The 16,496-nt window shown below is 52.3% G+C and carries 14 protein-coding genes; 10 read left to right on the top strand and 4 right to left on the bottom strand.

The genetic code is table 11. The features are described 5' to 3' along the window. Positions 1-417: 417 nt before the first annotated feature. Both ACMYR3_RS02580 and ACMYR3_RS02575 read left to right on the top strand, forming a co-directional pair. Positions 418-1,002 (top strand): sigma-70 family RNA polymerase sigma factor, encoded by a 585-nt coding sequence (locus tag ACMYR3_RS02580; RefSeq protein ID WP_424194228.1) that lies wholly within the window; start codon positions 418-420, stop codon positions 1,000-1,002. Further along, on the top strand, positions 999-1,907 hold the full coding sequence (locus ACMYR3_RS02575) for an anti-sigma factor (protein WP_424194226.1): 909 nt from the start codon (positions 999-1,001) through the stop codon (positions 1,905-1,907). Before ACMYR3_RS02580 ends, ACMYR3_RS02575 begins: the two co-directional genes overlap by 4 nt. 182 nt (positions 1,908-2,089) lie before the next feature. Here ACMYR3_RS02575 and ubiA read toward each other — a convergent pair whose 3' ends face one another. Further along, positions 2,090-2,968: a 4-hydroxybenzoate octaprenyltransferase gene (gene ubiA / locus ACMYR3_RS02570; protein WP_424196321.1), complete on the bottom strand. Its 879-nt coding sequence runs from the start codon at positions 2,966-2,968 to the stop codon at positions 2,090-2,092. Positions 2,969-3,233: 265 nt separating this feature from the next. On the opposite strand from ubiA, the gene ACMYR3_RS02565 reads away from it, so the two are divergent. Further along, complete coding sequence (locus tag ACMYR3_RS02565) at positions 3,234-5,267, top strand: methyl-accepting chemotaxis protein (protein WP_424194224.1); 2,034 nt, start codon at positions 3,234-3,236, stop codon at positions 5,265-5,267. Positions 5,268-5,428: 161 nt separating this feature from the next. Here ACMYR3_RS02565 and ACMYR3_RS02560 read toward each other — a convergent pair whose 3' ends face one another. After that, positions 5,429-5,914, bottom strand: a complete 486-nt coding sequence (locus ACMYR3_RS02560; RefSeq protein WP_424194222.1) for a Dps family protein — start codon at positions 5,912-5,914, stop codon at positions 5,429-5,431. Positions 5,915-6,048: 134 nt separating this feature from the next. Then, complete coding sequence (locus tag ACMYR3_RS02555) at positions 6,049-6,972, bottom strand: LysR substrate-binding domain-containing protein (RefSeq protein WP_424194220.1); 924 nt, start codon at positions 6,970-6,972, stop codon at positions 6,049-6,051. 432 nt (positions 6,973-7,404) lie between these two features. On the opposite strand from ACMYR3_RS02555, the gene ACMYR3_RS02550 reads away from it, so the two are divergent. From ACMYR3_RS02550 to ACMYR3_RS02530, 5 genes are all read left to right on the top strand, one after another. After that, positions 7,405-8,400: a sulfate ABC transporter substrate-binding protein gene (locus ACMYR3_RS02550; RefSeq protein ID WP_424196319.1), complete on the top strand. Its 996-nt coding sequence runs from the start codon at positions 7,405-7,407 to the stop codon at positions 8,398-8,400. 44 nt (positions 8,401-8,444) lie between these two features. Further along, a complete protein-coding gene (gene cysT / locus ACMYR3_RS02545; protein ID WP_424194218.1) occupies positions 8,445-9,374 on the top strand; it encodes a sulfate ABC transporter permease subunit CysT in 930 nt (309 codons plus the stop codon). Then, positions 9,374-10,294, top strand: coding sequence for a sulfate ABC transporter permease subunit CysW (gene cysW / locus ACMYR3_RS02540; RefSeq protein ID WP_424194216.1), 921 nt, complete (start codon positions 9,374-9,376; stop codon positions 10,292-10,294). The genes cysT and cysW overlap by 1 nt, the downstream gene beginning before the upstream one ends. Before the next feature lie 288 nt (positions 10,295-10,582). Further along, positions 10,583-11,668 carry a sulfate/molybdate ABC transporter ATP-binding protein gene (locus ACMYR3_RS02535; RefSeq protein ID WP_424194215.1) on the top strand — a complete coding sequence of 362 codons (1,086 nt, stop codon included), beginning with the start codon at positions 10,583-10,585 and terminating at the stop codon, positions 11,666-11,668. A gap of 264 nt (positions 11,669-11,932) precedes the next feature. Further along, complete coding sequence (locus ACMYR3_RS02530; protein ID WP_424194213.1) at positions 11,933-12,433, top strand: disulfide bond formation protein B; 501 nt, start codon at positions 11,933-11,935, stop codon at positions 12,431-12,433. Between the two features lie 234 nt (positions 12,434-12,667). On the opposite strand, the gene ACMYR3_RS02525 is transcribed toward ACMYR3_RS02530, so the two are convergent. Then, positions 12,668-13,294 carry a DedA family protein gene (locus tag ACMYR3_RS02525; protein ID WP_424194211.1) on the bottom strand — a complete coding sequence of 209 codons (627 nt, stop codon included), beginning with the start codon at positions 13,292-13,294 and terminating at the stop codon, positions 12,668-12,670. Between the two features lie 106 nt (positions 13,295-13,400). On the opposite strand from ACMYR3_RS02525, the gene mutL reads away from it, so the two are divergent. Together mutL and miaA are read left to right on the top strand one after the other, a co-directional pair. Beyond that, entirely contained in the window at positions 13,401-15,470 is a 2,070-nt protein-coding gene (mutL, locus tag ACMYR3_RS02520; protein ID WP_424194209.1) for a DNA mismatch repair endonuclease MutL, read from the top strand. A 10-nt stretch (positions 15,471-15,480) separates the two neighbouring features. Next, a complete protein-coding gene (miaA, locus tag ACMYR3_RS02515) occupies positions 15,481-16,461 on the top strand; it encodes a tRNA (adenosine(37)-N6)-dimethylallyltransferase MiaA (RefSeq protein ID WP_424194207.1) in 981 nt (326 codons plus the stop codon). Positions 16,462-16,496 lie beyond the last annotated feature (35 nt).

Raw genomic sequence — 16,496 nt, 5'->3', positions numbered from 1 at the left:
GTCATTCTGCGGCGGCGCACGGGGCAGCCAGCAACAGAGACAAGGGCAGCGAGAGCAGCAACGGAAAAGCCATGATAAGCAGTCTGGCAAAGTCATACTGATCGCTGCAAAATTGGCTGAATCTTAGCATGGTCTTTCCGGGCAAATCCGGTGCACAATGGCGGCTAGGTAACACGTTGAGATGGCGTCTGGTGGTCGATACCAGCTATTTCAATGCGCCCGACAATATGCCTTGAACACTCGATAAGTTAACTGGTCGAGCCTGAAAAACGCTGTGCTGGTCACAGGATGGGGCGTTGAAAACAATGGAGAAATCGCCAAAAAATACCGTACTCCCATAGAGTACATGATTAAATCAGCTTGTTAAGTGCCTATTTACTATATCGTTTTAAATACCATTAGAGAGTATATAAACTCATGAGCGATAACAACAAGCCGCCTTTGTCTGCCGCGCCCAGCAGCGAGCAGTTGCAGGCCGAGCTGCTGAAAAGCGCCCAGGGTGACAAAGTTGCCTTTGCGCGGCTTTATTCTGCGATTTCGTCGAAACTGTTTGGCGTGATCCTGCGTATTCACAATAACCGCAGCGTGGCCGAAGAGGTTTTGCAGGAAGTCTTTATCAATATCTGGAACCACGCCGCTGATTACGACCCCAATCGTGCCGAGCCGATGGCCTGGCTGTGCACGATTGCCCGCAACCGGACGCTGGATTTTTTACGGCGCGCTCAAATAACGGATGAACTGACTGAAGAAATGGAAGCTGTGATCGAATCCCCCGATGCCGGACCGGCCGACCTTTACCTGGCTGGCCAGAATGCACGCGCCCTGTCCCATTGTCTGGGACAACTGGAAAGCAGGCAGCGCGAGGCAATCAATCTGGCTTACTTTGCCGACCTCTCGCATGGCGAACTGGCCGAACGGCTGACCTTGCCACTCGGCACCGTCAAAACCTGGATTCGTCGTGGCCTGGATAAACTGCGCACTTGCCTGGGGAGGACACTATGAAAATTCGCCCACAGACTGAGCTGTCGCAAAAACTGGCGGCCGAATATGCGCTGGGCACCTTGCGCGGCGGCGCGCGACGTCGTTTTGAACAGCATGTCCTGGCCGATGCTGCCTTGCAGGCCGAAGTCAGCCAATGGCAAAACCGTTTGCAGAGCTTGCTGGAACTGGCACCGGCCGTGCCACCGCCAGCCGACTTATGGCCTAAAATTGCAGCACGACTGGCGTCGGCCCAGGCAGAACAAGCACCCAATGTCACACCTACTGCCACGCTCAACCATACCCGCCCAGCGAATCAGGCACCGGACGCGCGGCCCATAGTCAGTCAACCCGTCGACCGACCAGCCAGCCAGCCAGGCCATGCTGGTAACTGGCTTGACAAGCTCTGGCAGGCACTCGACTTGTGGCGTGGCCTGGCCTTGGCCGGTGCGTTGGCATCACTGGTATTGGCGGTATTGCTAGCGCAGCAGTCCGGTGTGCCAACTGCGACACCAACCGGTCAGCCCAAAGTCGACATCGCAGCTGTGGGTATCACTGCCAGCCAGATTGCCTTGTTGTCCGGCGAGGATGGTGCGCCCAGGGTGATGGTTTACTGGGATGACAAGGCGCAGCAGCTGCGCGCCAAAAAACTGCAGGCCATCGGCAAGCAAGCCAACCAGAGCCTGCAACTGTGGGCGATTGAGCCGGGGCAAGCGCCGCGTTCAATGGGCTTGCTGGATGATGACAGCCAGCCTGGAAAGATGGCAGATTCGACGGCAAGTTCGGTGGCAGATCAAATCACCTTCAATGGCGTGACCCTGGCGGCGCTGGATAAAGCGCAAGTCATGGCGATCAGCGTGGAGCCGATTGGCGGCTCACCACAACCGACCGGCCCGGTGATCTTGAAAGGCGCGCTGATCAGGCTGTAATGACGGTTGGCTCATCATGACTGACCTCATGATGACCGACTTATGGCAGTGACGGGTGGCAGACAAGGTGGATGGCAATGACACCGGTCTTGCTATCCAGCATTGCCACAAATCTTTGTCACAAATATACCCCCAAGAGGTATTTTTAAACAATCAATCAATACGCACCTAAGAAGCCATATTTAATTGATACTCCCTAAAACCGGATAAAAAAGATAATCCAGCACAATCCCTGCAAACACTGCTGCACCCAACCAGTTATTGTGCAAAAAGGCTTTGAAGCATTGGGCGCGATCGCGCTCACGAAGCAGAGTGTAGTGATACCAGGCACAAGCCACTGCCACGCCCAGTCCCAGCCAATATGGCCAGTGCAAACCGGCCATTGCCCCAGCCAATAGCAAGAGCGCAAAGTAAATGGCATAGCAGAGCATGATGGCGGCCACATCAAAGCGGCCAAAGGTGAGTGCCGACGTCTTGATGCCGATGCGGATATCATCATCCCGATCCACCATTGCATAAGCGGTGTCATAGGCCACCGCCCAAAACACATTGGCGACCAGCAGCACCCAGGCCAGCATCGGAATATGGTCTTGCGTGGCAGTAAACGCCATGGGAATGCCAAAGCCAAACGCAATGCCCAGATACGCCTGCGGAATCGCAAAAAAACGTTTGAAGTAGGGATACGAAAACGCCACGGCCAGTGCAGCAAATGACATGAAGATCGTGCTGCGATTGAGCGTGAGTACCAGCATAAACGCCAGCAGGGCCAGGCCCGCGCCGACCAGCAGGGCTTCTTTGGGTTGAATCAGGCCCGCCGTGAGCACACGGCCTTCGGTGCGTTTGACATGCTTGTCAAAATCGCGATCGGCATAGTCGTTGATGGCACAACCGGCCGAGCGCATGAGTACCGTACCTAAACCAAACACCAGCAGATGATGCCAGGTGGGATGCCCTTGCGCAGCAATCCACAAGGCCACCAGCGTCGGCCATAGCAGCAGCAAAATACCAATGGGTTTATCAAGCCGCACCAGCCGGTAATAAAGTGCAATACGTTGCGCGATCAAAGTCCCCATCCAGTCAGTCCATCACTCAAGCAAGGCAAAACCGCATTCTAGCCCAGTGACTATCGAGTCAATACGCAGTCAACACGAACTCAATGCAAGCTCAATACGAGATTTAGTAACTCTTTACGTCACATTGTTTGGCATTGAAGCGTTAATAAAAGCTGGAAATACGCCGCTATTCCCCTTGTTATCAAAAGACAACCATTCACGCCCAAAAATCATAATGGGTACTCAAACAACTCTAAAGTGATCCGCGACGACCATGCTTAAATTACTCTACAAACCAGCGCAATTCATGTGCCGTTACAGCTACACGGCCCGCTTCCTGTTCATGACCATCCTGATGCTCATCACCACCGCCATTTTGTCGTGGTTGCTGGTTGCCCAGTTGAATAAAGACATTGATTCAAGCAAAAAAGAATTGGCTGGTTTGCAGATTCTTGAACCAGCAGTCAGTGCATTTTTAAACGTGGCACAGCATCGCGGCTATGCCAATGCCCTGCTCACCAAGACTGCCAATAGCGCGGAAGAATTTGAAAATACCGGTGAAGCCATGACCAAAGACAGCAAGGTGGTCGGCACAGTGCTGGATCAATATCAACACTATTTTGGTATCAGCAAGCAATGGCAAGACATTGAACAGGACTGGCAAAAGCTGCACCAGCAAGGCCTGCATTTGAGTGTAAAAGACAGCTTTGATCAGCATGGTGAGCTGATCGGCAAGATTCGCAGCTTCATGGATGACTTGTCGGTTGAGAGTAACCTGATTCTCGATCCGGAAGGCAACTCCTATTTTCCGATTGCCATCCTGACCGTGAATATTCCCGATCTGACTGAACGTCTGGGACGTTTGCGCGGACTCGGTAACGCTGTACTGTCCGGTGGTGATGTGAATGAAGAGCAACGCATCAGGATTTTGACGCTCACCGGTGAAATTGAAAAAACCTTAAGTGATATGCAGAGCGCCATGGCGCTGAGTGCCCTCAACAATCCCCAGGAAAAAGCACGCATTGAAGCCGTGCAGGCCGAGATCACGCAGCGTTATCAAAACATTCGTCAAGTTGTTGAAAAAGATGTGCTCAACAACAAGCATCAGGTGACACCACAAAGCTACTTTGTGCTGGTGAAAGAGACAATGGACTACGTGGCCAATAACATCTTTACGCTCAATCTTGCAATTGCCGATAACGCCCTGAATGCGCGCATTAAAGAAAAACAAACTTATCGCTTGATGATTGCCATCCTGGCATTGTCGGTTCTGCTGGTCTTGCCTTATTCATTGGGCGGCATCTACATGACACTCAAGGAATCGATCGACATGATTCGCCAAGCCTTGGCGCGCATTGAAAAAGGTGACTTGTCACAGACGCTGAACTATCCGTTCAAGGACGAGTTATCTGTTGTAGCCAGCAGCATTAACGGCATGCGCCAAAGTTTTGCCGGCCTGATTGCCCGCCTGCAAAATGATTCCAACCAGGTGGCCGAAGCGGCTCATGAATTGGCCGCGCTGGGTGAGCAAGCCTCAGTGAATTCAACCCGCGAAGCCGATGCCGCCGCCAATATGGCAGCTGCGGTTCAACAGATGACAGTGAGCATTGGCGAGGTGGCTGGCTTTGCCAATAGCGCCGAACAAACCGCCAACGCTTCCATCAAAACTTCCAATGACGGTGTTCATATTGTGCATGAAGCCAGTGATGAGATGGCTGGCATTGCCAATATCGTCACCGATTCGGCCAGTGCGGTTGAAGAACTGGGCAATCGTTCTGCCGAGATCGGCAAAGTGATTGCCGTGATTCAGGAAATTACCGATCAGATCAATCTGCTGGCCTTGAATGCAGCCATTGAAGCTGCCCGTGCGGGTGATTCAGGCCGCGGCTTTGCGGTGGTCGCGGATGAAGTGCGGCGTCTGGCAGAACGCACCGGTAATGCCACGCTGGAGATTACCAAAACCATCAACGCCATGATTGAAGGTACCGACAAGGCCGTAGACAGTTTGCGCGCCGGGGTGGCTCGTGTACAGCATGGTGTCAGCAAGGCTGGTGCAGCCGGTGATGCCATTGGTCAATTGGCCAGTCAATCCGGCAAGGTTGCGCAAAATCTGATGGAAATTGCCGGCTCACTGCGTGAACACTCGGATGTCACCAAGTCGATTGCCGCCAGTGTCGAATCAGTATCCATCATGGCTGATGAAGGCAAACAGGCGTCCACCAGAAGTGCTTCCACCGCAGAACGTCTGCATGGCCTGGCCATGTCACTCAAACAGGCGACAGAAGCGTTTCAGTTAGGGAGTGCATGATGATTGAATTCTAAATATTTCAATGACTACTTTCTCATGACAATTTTTTAAATTCACTTTATTCAAATCTTTGTCAGCCATCAAAAAGCCGTACCGGATCGTTCAATCCGGTACGGCTTTTTTGATTATTCAACAATATCTGACGCTGAACCAACCCGGCGTCAACGCAAGTAGGAGCGCAGCATCCAGGCCATTTTTTCATGGCTTTCCAGCACGCCCGTCAAAAAGTCTTCGGTGCCGATGTCACCGGCTTTGCCAACGGCATCAATATCTTCGCGAATCTGTCGCACCAGGGCTTGATGGTCATTTAACAAGAGCTGTAAAGTATCGCGTGAAGCATGGATTTCGGCGCGCGCCTCCTTGAGTCGGGTCAGCTTGAGATATTCATTCATTGAGCCAACGGCACGACCACCCAGTGAGCGGGCGCGCTCGGCCACCTCATCGAGAATGTCATCCAGCGCTTCATACTGACTCTCAAAAAACTTGTGATGTTCGGAAAAACTCGGCCCTTCCACATTCCAGTGAAAGTTACGGGTTTTAATATAGAGCAGTACTTCGTCAGCCAGCAAAGTATTAAGGATCTCAATGGACGCATTACGCGCCTGGTCGTCCAGACCAATTTGGATATCCGATGTTTTTTCAGCCATGTCATTCTCCTGTTGATGAGCAAATTGCAAGACTTGCAAGCAGTCGCTTGCCATATCAACAGAATGTTCCGATGCGCTTGGCATGTCTGTCAGACGAACACTGACAAAACCCTAACTGACGTGGATCGAAAAATTTACAGCAGAGTGGCACCCGGTAAATGGCAATGTGCAACAGCATCGCCAATCGCATCAAGGGCCACCTTGCGGGTAAAGCTCTTGCGCCAGGCCAGCACGACGCGACGGCTCGGTGATGGTGCCGCGAGCGGGATATAGGCCAGCAGGGAATGCGGATCGTTATGGGTGGGCACCGATGTTTGCGGCAATACCGTAATGCCCACACCACCGGCCACCATATGCCGAATGGTTTCGAGCGAAGAGCCTTCAAAGGTTTTTTGAATGCCGTCGGCACTTTGTGAAAAGTGCGACAACTCAGGACAAACTTCCAGCACCTGATCTCTGAAACAGTGTCCCGCCCCCAATAACAACATGGTTTCATTGCGCAACTCTTCGGATTTGATTTCCTTGCGGCCGTCCCATGGATGCCCTTTGGGTACGGCAACCACAAAGTTTTCATCATAGAGTGGCAAGACATTCAAACCGGCATCGGGAAACGGCAAAGCCATGATGGCGGCGTCGATTTCACCATGCTTGAGCAGTTCGAGCAGCTTGACGGTGTAGTTTTCTTGCAGCATGAGTGGCATTTGCGGCACCCGGGCAATCATTTGCGGCACCAGTGTGGGCAAGAGGTAAGGCCCGACGGTATAGATGATGCCAAGTCGAATCGGGCCGCTCAAAGGGTCTTTACCCTGTTTGGCCAATTCTTTGATGGCCAGGGTTTCCTCCAGCACCCGCTGCGCCTGCGCAACGATCAACTCGCCCAATGGGGTGACAGAAACCTCGCTGGTGCCCCGCTCAAACAATGTCACATTCAGTTCATCTTCGAGCTTTTTGATCGCTACCGACAAAGTCGGCTGAGACACAAAACACGCTTCGGCAGCGCGACCAAAATGACGTTCACGGGCCACAGCCACAATGTATTTTAGTTCGGTAAGTGTCATGATCGCCCCCAGGCAAAAGTGATCAATACAGGAAAGTTGGGCGATCTTTTTTGGTGGAATTATTATTCGATGCGCTGTGTTCATTCTATAACTTATCAAAGACGTAGAGTTAAATTCAATATAAAACCACAGTGCGGTAGTTTCCCTATATGTCCTGTCACCCATCGCGTCACAAGCCTTATCAGCACTGGTTGTAACAAGTTTTCCGTCATTGCCTGCCGGTAAAAACAACCGGCAGCGCGTCATCTTCTTATGAAATTTTCAACTTATTAAGCTCGTTTTAATTCGTTTCCTCTTGGTAGGTGAGTGCATATAGTTATTCTTCCCATCTATTTAAAGAACATTGTGATGCCAATTTTGATTCGTTTGCTGACAACATTTCATGCCAAGCGGCCCTACTGCTTAAACCGATTCAGTCAATTACTGGCTGGCATGTTACTGATATCTGCTGCACAAATCGCTCAGGCAGACGCTACTTTGCTCAATGTGTCCTACGATGTCATGCGCGATTTCTACAAGGATTTCAACCCGGCGTTTCAAAAATACTGGAAAGATCAGGGTGGGGAAAGTGTCACCATCAATATGAGTCACGGCGGTTCCACCAAACAGGCGCGCGCCGTGATCGACGGTCTGGAAGCCGATGTCGTGACGATGAATCAGGCCACCGACCTGGATGTGATGGCCAAATTTGGTGTCATTTCAAACGATTGGGCCAGCAAGTTTCCAAATCATGCCGCACCATTTTCCTCCAGCTCGGTATTCATTGTGCGCAAGGGCAATCCCAAGCAGATCCGCGACTGGCCCGACTTGATCAAGGCCGACGTGCAGGTGGTGATTCCCAATCCCAAGCTGTCGGGCAATGGCCGTTATACCTATGTGTCGGCCTGGGGCTGGGCGCTCAGGCAGTCGGGCGGTAATGCAACCACAGCGGAGGCCAAAGCACGCGATTATGTCAACCAGCTCTTCAAGCATGTGCCGGTACTTGATTCTGGCGGTCGTGCTGCCACCACCACTTTTTTGCAAAGACAGATTGGCGATGTGTTGATCACCTTTGAAAACGAGGCGGAAATGATTGCCAGAGAATTTGGCCGTGGCAATTTTGAAGTGATTTATCCCAGCCTGTCGGTAACAGCCGAGCCGCCCGTGGCGCTGGTAGAAAAGGTGGTCGACAAAAAAGGTACACGCAAACTGGCGCAGGCCTATCTGGATTATCTCTACACACCACAGGGCCAGCAGATTGCGGCAGAAAATTATCTGCGCCCGCGTGATGCCCAGGTGCTCGCCAGATATGCCAGCCAGTTTCCCAAAGTCGGTCTTTTTGGCATTGAAGAATTGGGCGGCTGGACCAAGGTACAAAAACTGCATTTTGACGATGGCGGCATCTTCGATCAATTGTATGCACCTGGCGCCACATCCAGCAGCAAATAAATACCCCCAACCAGTAATTTTAAACACCCAATATTTACTTACTTATGCAGTCAATATATACAAACCAACCTGGGAGTATCGGCATAAACCCGCCTTCCAGACCGCCATCAAACAATTGGTGGCGCAGCTTGACCCGTGGCACTTTCAAGCAGCATAGTGTCTTGCCCGGCTTTGGTTTGAGCATGGGCATCACGCTGACCTACCTGAGCCTGATTGTGCTGATCCCACTGTCGGCCCTGTTTATCAAAACCGCCACACTCAGCCCCGCAGCATTGTGGGCGACGATTTCGGCACCGCGCGCCGTGGCGTCCTACCAACTGACGTTTGGTGCAGCGCTGATTGCGGCCGGTATTAACGCCGTTTTTGGTTTGTTGGTTGCCTGGGTGTTGGTGCGTTACAAATTTGCCGGTAAAAAACTGGTCGATGCCATGGTGGATTTGCCTTTTGCACTGCCCACCGCCGTCGCCGGGATTGCGCTCACTGCGCTCTATGCACCCAATGGCTGGCTGGGTCGCTATCTGGAAGGTGATCTGGGTATCAAGGTGGCTTTTACACCATTGGGCATTGTGATTGCACTGACTTTTATTGGGCTGCCGTTTGTGGTGCGCACTGTCCAGCCAGTGCTCGAAGATGTTGAGCTGGAACTGGAAGAAGCCGCCGCCTGCCTGGGTGCCAGCCGCTGGCAGACGATTCTTCATGTCATCCTGCCCACCATCACACCGGCGCTCTTGACCGGCTTTGCACTGGCCTTTGCCCGTGCGGTGGGTGAATATGGTTCGGTGATCTTCATCGCCGGCAATATGCCCATGGTGTCCGAGATCACGCCACTGATCATCATCACCAAACTGGAACAATACGACTATGCTGGCGCGACCGCAATTGCCACGGTGATGCTGCTACTGGCGTTTGTGCTGCTGTTTATCATCAACGGTTTGCAATGGTGGCAAGCACGTCGTCATGGAGGAAAACGATAATGTCCAGCACACTCTCATCCATCCTGCCTGAACCTGCAACAGGCAATCCCGGCAACGATGCAAAAGCAAGCACTAGCAGGGCAGTGGCACACTCCAGCATACATCACCACATTGTCACCACCGAAAAACGGGGCATACAGATCATCCTGATCACGGTCGCCCTGCTCTATCTGGCGCTGTTTTTGTTGTTGCCCCTATTGTCGGTACTGACCGAAGCCTTGCGCAAAGGCTGGGAAGTCTATCTGGCCAGCATTGTCGAAGCCGATGCGCTCAGTGCCATCAAACTGACCTTGCTGATTGCAGCGATAGCCGTGCCGTTGAACACCGTGTTTGGTGTGGCCGCAGCCTGGGCGATTGCCAAATTTCAATTTCGTGGCAAAGCATTTTTGATCACCCTGATTGATCTGCCCTTTTCGGTATCTCCGGTGGTTTCCGGCTTGATCTATGTGCTGGTGTTTGGCCTGCAAGGCTGGTTGGGCCATTGGCTGCGGGACCTCGATATCAAAATCATCTTTGCCATTCCCGGCATTGTGCTGGCGACGATTTTTGTGACCTTCCCCTTTGTCGCACGTGAACTGATTCCACTCATGGAAGCACAGGGTACCGAAGAAGAACAGGCCGCCATCGTGCTCGGCGCATCGGGCTGGCAAACTTTCTGGCGTGTCACCTTGCCCAATATCAAATGGGGCTTGCTGTATGGCGTGATCCTCGCCAACGCCCGGGCAATGGGAGAATTTGGTGCGGTATCGGTGGTATCCGGCCATGTGCGCGGCCTGACCAACACCATGCCGCTGCATGTTGAAATTTTATATAACGAATACAACTTTGCAGCAGCCTTTGCGGTGGCTTCGCTACTGGCCTTGCTGGCTTTGGTAACCCTGGCCTTGAAATCATGGGTGGAGGCCCATGCTGATCAGTAAATGTTAAAAGCTGTTTTTTTAACCGCCAAGACGCACAGAAATGACAAACACTGTTCACCACAAAAACACAAAGGGCACAAAGTCAAAACCTGCATAAACAACGCGACTACGCATGGCGATAGATTGGGAATAATCAAAATGCATGATTCTCTGACTTGCTTACGGATAGACATTTTGGTTTTTCTTCGTGCTCTTTGTGTCTTTGTGGTAAATGCTTTTGATCCTAAATATGTCCTTGGCGTCTTCGCGGTTTAACCACGATTATTTATTTTTTAATTCGGAATCATCATGAGTATTGAAGTCAAAAATCTCACCAAACAGTTTGGCAGTTTTACCGCGCTCAACAATATCTCGCTGGACATTCAAAGTGGCGAATTGCTGGCCTTGCTGGGGCCATCGGGTTGTGGCAAGACCACCCTGCTGCGCATCATTGCGGGGCTGGAAGAAGCCGATCAAGGCAGCATCTTGTTTGCTGGCGAAGACACTACCGAAAAGCATGTGCGCGAACGCCAGGTGGGTTTTGTATTTCAGCACTATGCCCTGTTTCGTCACATGAGCGTGTTTGAAAATGTGGCCTTTGGCTTACGTGTGCGTCCCAAGGAAACCCGTCCGTCCAATGCCGAAATCAAGGAAAAAGTGATGAAGCTGCTGGCGCTGGTGCAGCTCGACTGGCTGGCCGATCGTTATCCGGCACAACTGTCCGGCGGGCAACGCCAACGCATTGCCTTGGCCCGCGCTCTGGCGGTTGAACCCAAGGTGCTGTTGCTGGATGAACCGTTTGGCGCGCTCGATACCAAGGTTCGCAAAGAGTTGCGCCGCTGGCTGCGCAAGCTGCATGATGATATGCATATCACCAGCATTTTTGTCACGCATGATCAGGAAGAAGCGCTCGAAGTCGCCGACCGTGTGGTGGTGATGAACCACGGCAATATTGAGCAGATTGGCACACCCGACGAGGTGTACGATCATCCGGCCAGCCAGTTTGTGTATGAGTTTTTGGGCAATGTGAATCTGTTTCATACCCGCGTCAAATCTGGTTTTGCCGATGTGGGCGGAGTACGCCTGGCCTTGCCGGAATTTGGCCAGACTGAAGATGCTGCTGCCATTGCTTATGTGCGTCCGCATGAAATTGAATTGACCCGCACTGCCCCCTCAGCTGCTTCGTCAACTGCCTCACTGGCCATCGTCACCACAGTCCGCTCCCTGGGCGCGACAGTGCGTCTGGAATTGCAGGAAACTCATTCGGGTGAATCGGTCGATGTGGAACTGGCGCGCGATATCTATGATCGTGACCGGTTTATTGCCGGTGAACAGATTTATTACCGGCCCCGTCAGGTACGCACCTTTCTGGTTGATCAGGCTAACGCCAGCTAGGCCTGATTGGCCTGCATCCCAACGCATTCAGCAGTCCGTCATGTCAAGGTAGCCATGCGCTTGCCTTGACATGCACTCATCCATCATTGACCAACCGCGCCCAGCGGCGTTCAGTGGCGCTGACTGCCGCCAGCACGGCGATGACACCTCGCGCTGCGTCACGAAAAAAACCTCAACCTCAGTTAAACTCTAGGCCGGATTACGACTCCAAGCAGCCAACTCTGCACTTGCGGAGCATCACCTTAACCATTCATATTGATACCTATGCTGCCACGCTCCGCACGTACCCTGTTTTTTCTGATTTTTGCCATTGTGGCCGCATTGCTTGGCTTTGGCCTGTTTTTGCAGCACGTCAAAGGGATTGAGCCCTGCCCGCTCTGTGCGCTGCAACGCTATGCCTTTGCGGTTTTGGGGCTGATTGCCTTGCTTGGCGCATTACAGGGACCGCGTGGCTGGGGCATCAAGGTTTATAGCGGGCTGATGGTGGTGGCCTGCTTGTTGGGTGGTGGCATTGCGATACGCCATGTGTATCTGGAACACTTTCCACCCCAGTTTGCGGTGTGTGGCCCCGACCTTGAATACATGGTCGACAGCTTTCCCCTATCCAAAGCCCTGCCAATGATCTTTAAAGGCTCTGGCGATTGCAGCCAGGTAGCCTGGCGCTTTTTGGGCTTGTCGATTGCCGAGTGGTCGCTGATCTGGTTTGCAATTTTTCTGGCAGTCGCCATCTGGCGTTTTGTGAAGCGCGACAAGCGTATTGATTGATGAAAAAAATCCCTGTCAGACAGGGATTTATAGGTTAATTTAATGGAGTATCGGTCAATATTAGCCTATATAGTACGTATTTAAATACGCCATTTTTATACATCCCAGGTGTATACAAACTCTAAGGCCTCAGAGCAGATGACGGCACTGTCGGCATCCATTTGCCGCTGTTGATACCGTCAATTCAGTGACACACGTTTCCCAACCGCTCTCCATGCACCTGCAGCTCGCGGCTCAACGCTTTTTCTTGCTGCGCAAACCTGCAATCACCACCGGCACCAGCGAAATCCCCACAATCGCCAAAATCACCAGCGTCAGATTATCCTTGATGAAAGGCAGGTTGCCAAACCAGTAACCGGCAACGCTCAATGACGCCACCCACAACAGGCCACCGGTAATATTGAAAATCTGAAACTGGCCAAAACTCATCGTTGAGATACCTGCCACAAACGGCGCAAAGGTTCGCAAGATTGGAATGAAGCGCGACAGGATAATGGTTTTACCACCATGCTTTTCAAAAAAAGCATGTGCCTGATCAAGCGCCTTGCGGCTGAAAAATCGCGAGTCGGGCCAATGAAATACCTTGGGGCCAAGATAATTACCCACCAGATAATTGGAAGTATTGCCCAAAATCGCTGCCGCGGTCAGCAAGGCAATCAGCAATCCCAGATTAAGCGAGCCTGCCGCAGCAAAAGCACCGGCAATAAACAGCAAGGAATCACCAGGTAAAAACGGCAATATCACCAGGCCGGTTTCACAAAATATGATCAAAAACAGCAAACCATATACCCAGGGGCCGTATTGAGTAATGATGACGCCCAGCATCTTGTCAAAGTGCAGAAACATGTCTACAAATTGCATTAACCACTCCATCGTGTTTCCAGTCTTTTTATTGGCAAAGTTCGCTATGGTAAACGATTCGGATGATGCTTCGATAGCTCGGCCTCTTTCTCTTTATAATCTGCTCATGCCTTCCACTGCTTCCACACACTTTTCCAGCACAACTGATCAGCCATTCGGCCATGCTGATAGCGACCATGTCCACAGCCACACACCCATCAATGTACCCCAAGGCTCGGCCATTCAACCCCAGCGTGATATTGCACTCTTGCCCGATTTGCTGATTTCGCAGATTGCTGCTGGCGAGGTCATTGAGCGCCCCGCCTCGGTTGTCAAAGAACTGCTGGAAAACGCGATGGACTCAGGCGCAGATCGAATTGCGGTGATTCTGGAAGAAGGTGGCATCAAACGCGTCACCATTACCGACAATGGCTGCGGCATTGCCGAAGCGCAATTGCCCCTGGCTTTGGCGCGCCACGCCACCAGTAAAGTGGCCTCATTGGATGAACTGGAAAATGTGCTGACCCTGGGTTTCAGGGGTGAAGCACTGGCCTCCATTGCCTCGGTGGCACAACTATCCATCACCTCACGACCAACTGATAGCGAACATGCCTGGCGTATCGACAGCCGCGAAGGTCGACATGATCTGAGCCCGGCGTCGGCCAGCCCGGGCACCACGGTGGATGTGCGTCAACTGTATTTCAACACGCCAGCGCGCCGTAAGTTTTTAAAAACCGAAGCCACCGAACTGGCCGCCTGCGTTGAAATGGTCAGGCGCGCTGCGCTGGCGCACCCGCAGATTGCTTTTACGTTGAGCCATAACAGTAAGCCACTCGCCCATTACAACACCGGCAACGCCTTGCTGCGCATGAAAGCCGTGCTCAATGAGCAATTTGCCAGCCAGCAACTGCCCTTGCATGAAGACGGTGGCCTGCTCAAGCTGCATGGTTTTATTGGCTTGCCAACTGCCTCTCGAGGCCGCGCCGATACCCAATACTTTTTTGTGAATGGCCGCTTTGTACGCGACAAGCTGCTCACCCATGCAGTGCGCGCCGCCTATCAGGATGTGTTGCACGGCGACCGCTTTCCCGCCTATGTGCTGTTTTTGTCGGTGCCCCCCCATCTGGTTGATGTGAATGTGCATCCTTCCAAAATTGAAGTGCGCTTTCGGGATTCACGCGCAGTCCATCAATTTGTATTTCATGCGGTAGCCCGGGCATTGGCTGCCAGCGCAGGCGAGGTAGCGCAAGCACAAGAGGGTTTTGCCGAAACCTCAAACAATCATCGGCCCAATCAAGCTATTTCGGGTAATCAACCCTACCCCACATCACGCAACAACAACTGGATTGCCAGCGAAGGACGGCCAGCCTGGCAAGGCGGTGTGCAAGCCGACCTCGAACGACTTTTTGGCAGCAACACCACCACAGCGAAAGACTGGCCGCCAGCAGCGTGGCAAACCACCGATTCGTCCGATAGTTCGGCCATCAATCCTGTCCCAGCCGACTCCTCACAAACAGGCAATAGCGACACGGCAACCACCGTACCAAGGGCACCATTTGATACCACAGCAAACAACGCCGGCTCCTTGCAAGCAGCACATCAATACAATGACTTACATCCGCTCGGCTTTGCGCTGGCGCAGTTGGCAGGCATCTACATTCTTGCGCAAAACCACCACGGCCTGATTATTGTGGATATGCATGCCGCCCATGAACGTATATTGTATGAAGATCTGAAAACCAATCTGGCCAACAGCAATATGCAGGTACAACCGCTGTTGATACCAGTCATCTTTCATGCTTCAGACAAAGAAATAGCTACCGTTGAAAGCGAGTCGAGCGTTCTGACACAACTGGGTTTTGATATCTCGCAAGCCGGCCCCCATACACTGGCTGTACGCGGCATACCCAGCCTGTTACGCCAAACAGATATCGAAGCACTTGCGCATGATTTACTGGCCGATGTGGCCGATTTTGGTGGTTCACAAGTCTTGCTAAATCATCAGCATGAACTGCTCGCCACCCTGGCCTGTCACACCGCAGTACGTGCCAATCGCAGCCTGACGCTGATCGAAATGAATGCCTTGCTTCGACAGATGGAAGCCACCGAACGCTCTGGTCAGTGCAATCATGGCCGCCCCACCTGGCGTCAATTGACACTGGGTGAAATTGATCAGTTTTTCATGCGTGGCCAGTAATGTTGAGCGCATGAATACGACGTCATTGCAATCAAACTCACCAATTTCAGTGAATACCGAGCCAGTGCTATGTCTGCTGGGGCCGACCGCATCGGGTAAAACCGCGGCTGCGCTGGCTCTGGCTGAGCACTATCCCATTGAAATCATCAGCCTGGACTCGGCGCTGGTTTACCGTGACATGAACATTGGCACAGCCAAGCCGAGTGCCGCCGAACAGGCTGCTGTCATACATCATCTGATTGACATCATTGATCCGGCCGCCAATTATTCCGCCGCGCAGTTTCGCGAAGACGCGCTCAGGCTCATTGAACAGATTCGAGCAAGCGGTAAACGACCCTTGATCGTGGGCGGCACCATGCTTTACTACAAAGCCTTGCGGGATGGACTGAGTAATTTACCCGTAGCAGATCCGGTCGTCCGTACCCAACTTGATGAGCAGGCTCTAGCAGTAGGTTGGCCCGCTATGCACGCCCGGCTGGCCACAGTGGATCCGGTTAGTGCCGAACGACTTGAGCCCAATGATTCGCAACGGATTCAGCGCGCACTGGAAATTTATGAATTGACTGGCAAGCCCATGTCGCATTGGTTTGCTGAACAGGAACACAGTCAATCAACCAATGATTCGCCCACGCTCATCCCCATTGCACTAGAGCCAACAGATAGAAAAGTTTTGCACGACCGAATCGCGCTTCGTTTCAGACAAATGCTCAATGCAGGTTTGATAGACGAGGTAGAAAAGCTCAAGTCGCGCCCGGACTTGCACCTTAATTTGCCCTCAATGCGCTGTGTTGGCTATCGCCAAACCTGGGAATACCTGGATGGTTTTTATGATCAATCCGCCCTGCTTGAAAAAGGCATCGCAGCAACACGCCAACTGGCCAAACGGCAACTGACCTGGCTTCGATCTACACCAGAAAGAATGGTATTGGACTGCCATAATCCCAGGGTGATTGAGCAAATGCTCCAGCTAGTTAAACCATATTGGGCATAAAGAACGATCTATCGGCTCAATATACTGACCAACGA

It is taken from the genome of Ampullimonas aquatilis (genome assembly GCF_049675895.1).
In the GTDB taxonomy this organism is placed as follows: domain Bacteria; phylum Pseudomonadota; class Gammaproteobacteria; order Burkholderiales; family Burkholderiaceae_D; genus Ampullimonas; species Ampullimonas aquatilis.
Note: the sequence above shows the minus strand (reverse complement) of the source record. Positions and strands in the feature narration are given on the sequence as shown.